We start from the raw sequence: 6,862 nt of genomic DNA, 5'->3' as shown, positions 1-6,862 counted from the left end.
TTGGGGGTTGGGGTTTGGGGGTTGGGGTGTGGGGTGTGGGGTTTTACCCATTTTCAGGTGGTCAATTACCTAATTTTCAGGGAAAAAGTCCCGGAATTTTCCCCCCAATCACTCCAAGGGTCGGCACTTTTTGAGGTCAAAAAAGTCTAAAAACCTTGTTGGATAAGGTTTTTAGATTTATTCAGCAAACCCTATCTAGGGTTTGCAGCAAAAAGTTTGTTGGTGGGGTTAGGAGTCGGTCGTCGGTCGTCAGTAGCCGGTCGTTTCAGGCTTTGTTGCCCTCTCTTTTTGTACCAGTTTATGTACTACAAGAAGGCTAATGCAAGGTTTTTGAGGGTCCCAATCCGATTTTCGCAGCATGAACATCGGATTTTAACAGGTCAAAAGCCTTATTTTAAAAGGGTTTTACCATTATTCAGCCAACCCTATCTAGTTGTCCACTTGTGGATAGCTCTGCAAGCGTTTTGGTCTTTCAACCAAGATTCGGGTATGCCCTACCCTATCCGCCTTACGGCTTCCCCACTTCCCCACTTCCCCACTTCCCCACTTCCCCACTTCCCACTCTGCCATAACTACTCCTACATACTTTGTGCTTTTTGTCAAAAAAACTTTTTCTTTGCAATAAAACTACACAAAAAAAAGATCATCGTTGTGGGTGAAATTGACTGATTTACCTGTCTTAATTGGGATTACCTTGTAGGTGTGGCAAGGGTTTCAACCATTGCTGCCCAAAAAAGCACAGAATAACCCATTATGAAATTCAGTAAAATCGCTGTAACCATTGTAACATCGTTGTTAAATAAAAATCTTTCTCAATTAATTCTTAAGAATTTGTAAATATTGCGGAATGTTAATTTAAATATTCTCAAGTTTTTGGAGTCAATAAATAATTTTTGCTTATCTTTGTCGAACATTGGGTGAGAAGTCAGTATTCAGGAGATAGGGTGTTGGGGTGTTAGGGTTTTAGTGGAAATTCCCCCACTTCCCCACTTCCCCACTTCCCCACTTCCCCACTTCCCCAATGCCCAATCAAGGTTGGATTTATCGAGATAAAATTAGCAAAAATCAGGCCCGATTAAGCTTATTAGCTTACTATACGGGCAAATATTGCCATTCTAGCCCAGAAGAATGGCTAGATCGCATTTTATCAGGAGCAATTCTAGTCAACGGTCGTCCCGCTTGCCCCGATACAGTCTTGGAAATCGGGCAGCAATTGACCTATCAGCGCCCACCGTGGACAGAACCGGATGTGCCGCTCTTTTTTGAGGTACTCTACGAGGATGCCGAGGTGTTAGTGGTGGCGAAACCTTCGGGATTACCGGTGTTAGCGGGGGGTGGATTTCTCGAACATACTCTTATCCATTTGGTACATCAGCATTATCCCGATATCACTCCCTATCCAATTCATCGTCTTGGTCGCGGCACTTCGGGCATAGTCTTAATGGCTAAATCAAAGCCCGCTAGAGCTAAATTGAGTCAACAGATGCGGGAGGGGAAAATTACTAAAATATATCGAGCTTTAGTGGTTCAGGGCGACATACCAGATAATTTTACTATTAATCAAGCGATCGGGAAAATCGCCCATCCCATTTTAGGCTATGTTTACGGTGCGCTCACAGATGGGTTATCGGCCCGCAGTCATGGTCGAGTCTTAAAAAAACATCCCGATAGTACCCTATTAGAAGTACAAATTTTTACGGGCAGACCCCATCAAATTCGCATTCATCTGGCCTTTTTTGGCTATCCTTTAATCGGTGATCCATTGTATGGTCTGGGGGGATTACCGCGGCCGGATGCAGTACCGGGAGATTGTGGTTATTATCTCCATGCCAATCAAATCGTTTTTAATCATCCCAGTACAGGCAGAACAATCCCTATTTCCTGTCAGCCGCCAGCAGAATTAGTGGATAGGGAAAATCTGGAAATCTAGCCATATTTTCACCCCCCCAAACCTGATTGCCAGCGATCACTAAAAGACCACTTCGGTAATCACACCCTCAATCGCCCCGAACCGAGAGCGAGAACCTAAGACAATTGGATACAATATTGTCAACAAGCATTAAGCGATTTAAACTATCGATCGAAGGTAAAAGTCCCGAAGTTATCGAAATCTAGGGGGAGACAAAAACAAGCATGGGTAGAGTAGTAGGCATTGATCTAGGGACAACTAACTCCGTCGTCGCCGTCATGGAAGGCGGAAAGCCAGTGGTCATCGCCAACTCGGAGGGCATGAGAACCACCCCTTCTGTGGTCGGTTTTAATAAAGATGGGGAGTTAGTGGTCGGTCAAATGGCCCGGCGACAAGGGGTACTCAATCCCCAAAACACCTACTATGGAGTCAAACGCTACATAGGTCGTCGCTACTCGGAATTAAACCCCGAATCGAAGCGCGTCCCCTACACCATCCGCCGGGATGAGATGGGCAATATCAAAATTAAATGCCCCCGTCTGCAAAAAGAATTCGCCCCCGAAGAAATTTCCGCCCTAATTTTACGCCGATTAGCCGAAGAGGCCAGCCGTTATCTGGGGGAAGAAGTTACCGGGGCCGTAATCACCGTCCCCGCCTATTTTAATGACTCCCAACGTCAAGCCACCCGGGATGCGGGCCGAATTGCGGGGTTAGAAGTGATGCGGATTCTCAACGAACCCACCGCCGCCGCCCTGGCCTACGGTCTCGATGAACAGGAAAGCAAGAAAATCCTCGTTTTTGACCTGGGAGGCGGTACTTTTGATGTTTCTATCTTGGAAGTGGGTGACGGCGTTTTTGAGGTGAAAGCCACCAGTGGCGACACCCAATTAGGCGGAAATGATTTCGATAAAAGAATCGTCGATTGGTTAGCCAATCAGTTTTTGGAACAGGAAGGCGTGGAGCTGCGCCAAGACCGGCAAGCCCTACAAAGACTCACAGAAGCGGCAGAAAAAGCCAAAATAGAACTGTCTGGGGTCAGCGTCACCGATATTAATCTGCCCTTTATCATCGCCACGGAAGACGGACCCAAACACATCGAAACTCGCCTGAGTCGGGCCCAATTTGAGGAATTATGCGGCGATTTAATCAGTCGTCTCAGTCGTCCTCTCAAACGCGCCCTTTCTGATGCCGGTTTGTCCCCCGTCCAACTAGACGAAGTGGTACTGGTGGGCGGCGGCACGCGGATGCCGGTGGTTAAGGATTTGGTGCGGAGTTTTATCGATAGGGAACCCAATCAAAATGTTAACCCTGATGAGGTTGTAGCGGTCGGGGCGGCTATTCAAGCGGGAATTTTGGGCGGCGAGGTCAAAGACGTGCTGCTCCTCGATGTTACCCCTTTATCCTTGGGTTTAGAAACCATCGGCGGTGTGATGAAAAAGTTAATCCCCCGCAATACCACTATTCCCGTCCGCAGAGCTGACCTTTTTTCCACTTCCGAAAATAATCAAACTGTGGTGGAAATCCACGTTTTGCAGGGGGAAAGGGAAATGGCCAGCGATAATAAATCCCTGGGACGTTTTAAATTAACTGGTATCCCCCCCGCACCCCGGGGTATTCCGCAAGTGCAGGTGTCCCTCGATATGGATGCTAACGGTATTCTACAAGTCACCGCTAGGGATAAAATGACCGGACGGGAGCAAAGTGTCACCATTCAAGGCGCTTCTACCCTCAGCGAAGGGGAAATTAACCGCATGATCGGCGATGCTGCCCGATTTGCCCAAGCAGATCGTACCCGTCGCGAAAAGGTCGATAAACGCAATCGCGCCCGCTCTCTGGTGGATCAAGCCCAACGACGCTTAAAAGATGTTACTCTCGATTTTGGTAATGAGTTTACCCGTTCCTATCGTCGTCAAATTGAGTCTTTGAGTACGGAAATTATCGACGCTTTGGAGAAAAATGATGACCGTCGCATTGATCGCGCCCAGGCGGATCTACAGGATGTTATCTATGAATTAAATCGCGAGGTACGGCTACAATACGACGAGGAAGATGAGGGCTTTTTTAGCGCTATTCGCAAGACTTTTACCGGGGATAAGGAAGATGATCTTCCCTCCGAACCGCGCCGCGATCGTTATCGCCAGGATTATCGTCCCAGTACACCGGGTTATCAAAGTGATTATCGACCCAATTATTCGGCTAATCAAGATAGTTATCGCCCCCGCAATCAGGACAATTACTACAATGGCCGCGATAGCGATTGGCAAAGTTCCCCCCGTTCGGAGGAAAAAAGTTATAACAATAGTAAAAGTAACCGCAGCGGCGGCAATCGTTCCCGCAATGTTCCCCCCCAAAATAACTGGGATGATGACGATGATGATTGGTTTTAATCAGTGATCAGTAAACAGTGATCAGTAAACAGTAAACAGTAATCAGTAAACAGTAATCAGTAAAAAGACAGTGGGAAACTACTATTTAATACTGCTCGCTTAATACATACTGCTCACTTAGAACTCAAATCTGATAACTGATAACTGATAACTGATAACTGATAACTGATAACTGATAACTGATGACTGATAACTGAATATATGCCACAATTAGTTGATTATTATGATGTTTTAGGAGTATCTCGCACGGCTACCGGTGACGAGATCAAAAAGGCTTTTCGACGACTGGCGCGTCAATATCATCCTGATGTTAATCCGGGGGATAAATCGGCCGAAGAAAAGTTTAAAGATATTAATGAAGCTTACGATGTTCTCTCCGATGAAGAAAAACGGGTTGAGTATAATCGTTCCTTGACGGGGATTAAGCGCCGCGGGATACGTCCGGGGGAAAAAGCGAATAGTAACGGTAATGGAAAAATCCCCCGTACAGAACAGGATTTATGGAAGTTTAGAGATTTTAATAACCTTAATACTAAGCGCGCTAAAATTGCCTCCTCTCCCCGTTTAACTCGTCGAGATGTGGAAGCAAAATTGACTTTACCTTTGGAGAAAGCTTATCAAGGTGGCAGACAAAGAATTCGTCTGGAAGATGGTAGATCAATAGAGGTTGATATGCCGGCAGCCATGATCGATGGGCAGAAAATTCGTCTCAAAGGTCAGGGTATTGAAGGGGGTGATTTATATTTAAAAATAACTATCGCTAGGCATCCTTTTTTTAGGATTCAAGGTTCTGATATTGTCTGTCAAGTACCGATTACTCCTAGCGAGGCAATTGTGGGCGGTTTTGTGGAAATTCCTACCATTGACGGGTTAGTTAAAATGATGATTCCTAAGGGATTAAAAAGTGGTCAAAGATTACGTTTGGCTAACAAAGGTTATCCCACTTCCCAAGGAGAAAGGGGCGATCAATTAGTAGAAATTCTATTAGTTAATCCTCCCAATCCTAGCCCAGAAGAATTAGAACTTTATCAAAAAATACGGGCGATCGAAACTTTTAATCCTCGTCAAGGTTTATAACGATTATGCTAGGTGGGTTACGGCAAATTTGAAATTTTTTGTCAAAAACATAACTTGTCCTCGCCTAACCCACCCTACACCTTAATCCCGCTTGATTATGACCAATATAATTGATACAATTAAACCTTTTTATCCTCTAGCTTTCAAGGCTATTCGGGGCAATTTAGAGGGAACACAAAAACAATTATTAAATACTCTGCAAAAAATCGATCGCTCGCGAGGCGGATTTTGGGGACAATGGTTAATCTCACAATTATCAGAATCCCTCAGTTTTAGCGATTCTCGCCTATCTCAAAGCCTCTGGGGGTTAAATTTCCCCAATCCTGTCGGATTAGCGGCAGGATTCGATAAAGACGGTTTAGGGGCAGGACTTTGGCATAGTTTCGGCTTTGGTTTTGCCGAGGTGGGTGCTGTCACCCTAGAAGGGCAACCGGGCAACCCCCAACCGAGATTATTCCGTTTACCAGAAGATTTGGCTGGATTAAACCGTATGGGGGCAAATAACTGTGGTGCGCCAGTTCTAGCGGCAACCCTCCAACAATCTTGGCAACGACAACCCCGACAGATTCCCATCGGCATTAACCTCTGTAAATCGAAAAATACGCCTCTAGAAAAGGCCCCGGAGGACTATTTAGGCAGTTTTCGCTATTTATTCCCCCATGCTGATTATTTTGTCGTTAATGTTAGTTCTCCCAATACTCCCGGTTTACGTTCCCTGCAAAGTGGTGAACAACTCGATAAAATCCTCGACATTTTACAAACAGAAAATCAAGGCAGAAAACCCCTATTAGTGAAAATTTCTCCCGATTTAGAATGGGAAGATATCAGAACAATTATTGACTTAGCTGTCGCCTATCAATTAGCGGGAATTGTCGCTACTAATACCACCACTAAACGCACGGGATTAAAAACCACAATTCTGCCCGAAACCGGTAAACCAATCACTGAAGAAGCAGGGGGAATTAGTGGCAAACCTTTGCGGGAACGTTCCACGGAAGTGATCCGTTTTATCTATCGGCAAACCCAAGGCAATTTACCAATAATTGGAGTGGGAGGCATTTTTTCTCTCGATGATGCTTGGGAAAAAATTACCGCCGGTGCCAGTTTATTACAGATTTATACCGGTTGGTTATATCAGGGTCCTTGGCTAGTATCAAATATTTTACAAGGATTAACAGAAAAACTAGAGGTCAATGGGTTGACTAATATTAATCAAGCGGTGGGGTTGAAATCTGACTAAGGATGAGCCAATTTTCTCTGGTAATTAGCAAGAATGTCGGAAAAATTAGCTAAAATGTTACCCGTTCCCTTTGGGGATAAGATAAGATAATTAAGATAACTACAATAGTGGGACTTAGACAAAAAACAAATCGAGAAAAGCCTCAACTCCAATCCCCGCTTGGGATTTACTTCGACCAAGCCCAAAATCGCTGAAACCCAGATATATCAAGGAAAATCATAAATCGAGGTTAACCCTTTGTCCCGTAAT

Annotated in this window: 4 protein-coding genes; all 4 read left to right on the top strand. The window is 45.1% G+C overall.

Annotated elements, in window-relative coordinates; genetic code table 11:
- The first annotated feature begins 1,021 nt into the window (after nt 1-1,021).
- The 4 genes from IM319_RS10695 to IM319_RS10680 all read left to right on the top strand — a co-directional run bounded on the left by IM319_RS10695 (nt 1,022) and on the right by IM319_RS10680 (nt 6,613).
- Entirely contained in the window at nt 1,022-1,930 is a 909-nt protein-coding gene (locus IM319_RS10695; protein ID WP_287735570.1) for an RluA family pseudouridine synthase, read from the top strand.
- Between the two features lie 203 nt (nt 1,931-2,133).
- Nucleotides 2,134-4,296 carry a molecular chaperone DnaK gene (gene dnaK / locus IM319_RS10690; RefSeq protein WP_287687594.1) on the top strand — a complete coding sequence of 721 codons (2,163 nt, stop codon included), beginning with the start codon at nt 2,134-2,136 and terminating at the stop codon, nt 4,294-4,296.
- Nucleotides 4,297-4,497: 201 nt separating this feature from the next.
- Nucleotides 4,498-5,373 carry a J domain-containing protein gene (locus IM319_RS10685; protein WP_286824718.1) on the top strand — a complete coding sequence of 292 codons (876 nt, stop codon included), beginning with the start codon at nt 4,498-4,500 and terminating at the stop codon, nt 5,371-5,373.
- A gap of 97 nt (nt 5,374-5,470) precedes the next feature.
- Nucleotides 5,471-6,613: a quinone-dependent dihydroorotate dehydrogenase gene (locus IM319_RS10680; RefSeq protein ID WP_287735569.1), complete on the top strand. Its 1,143-nt coding sequence runs from the start codon at nt 5,471-5,473 to the stop codon at nt 6,611-6,613.
- Nucleotides 6,614-6,862 lie beyond the last annotated feature (249 nt).

It is taken from the genome of Microcystis sp. M113S1, from assembly GCF_020246945.1.
Lineage (GTDB): Bacteria > Cyanobacteriota > Cyanobacteriia > Cyanobacteriales > Microcystaceae > Microcystis.
Note: the sequence above shows the minus strand (reverse complement) of the source record. Positions and strands in the feature narration are given on the sequence as shown.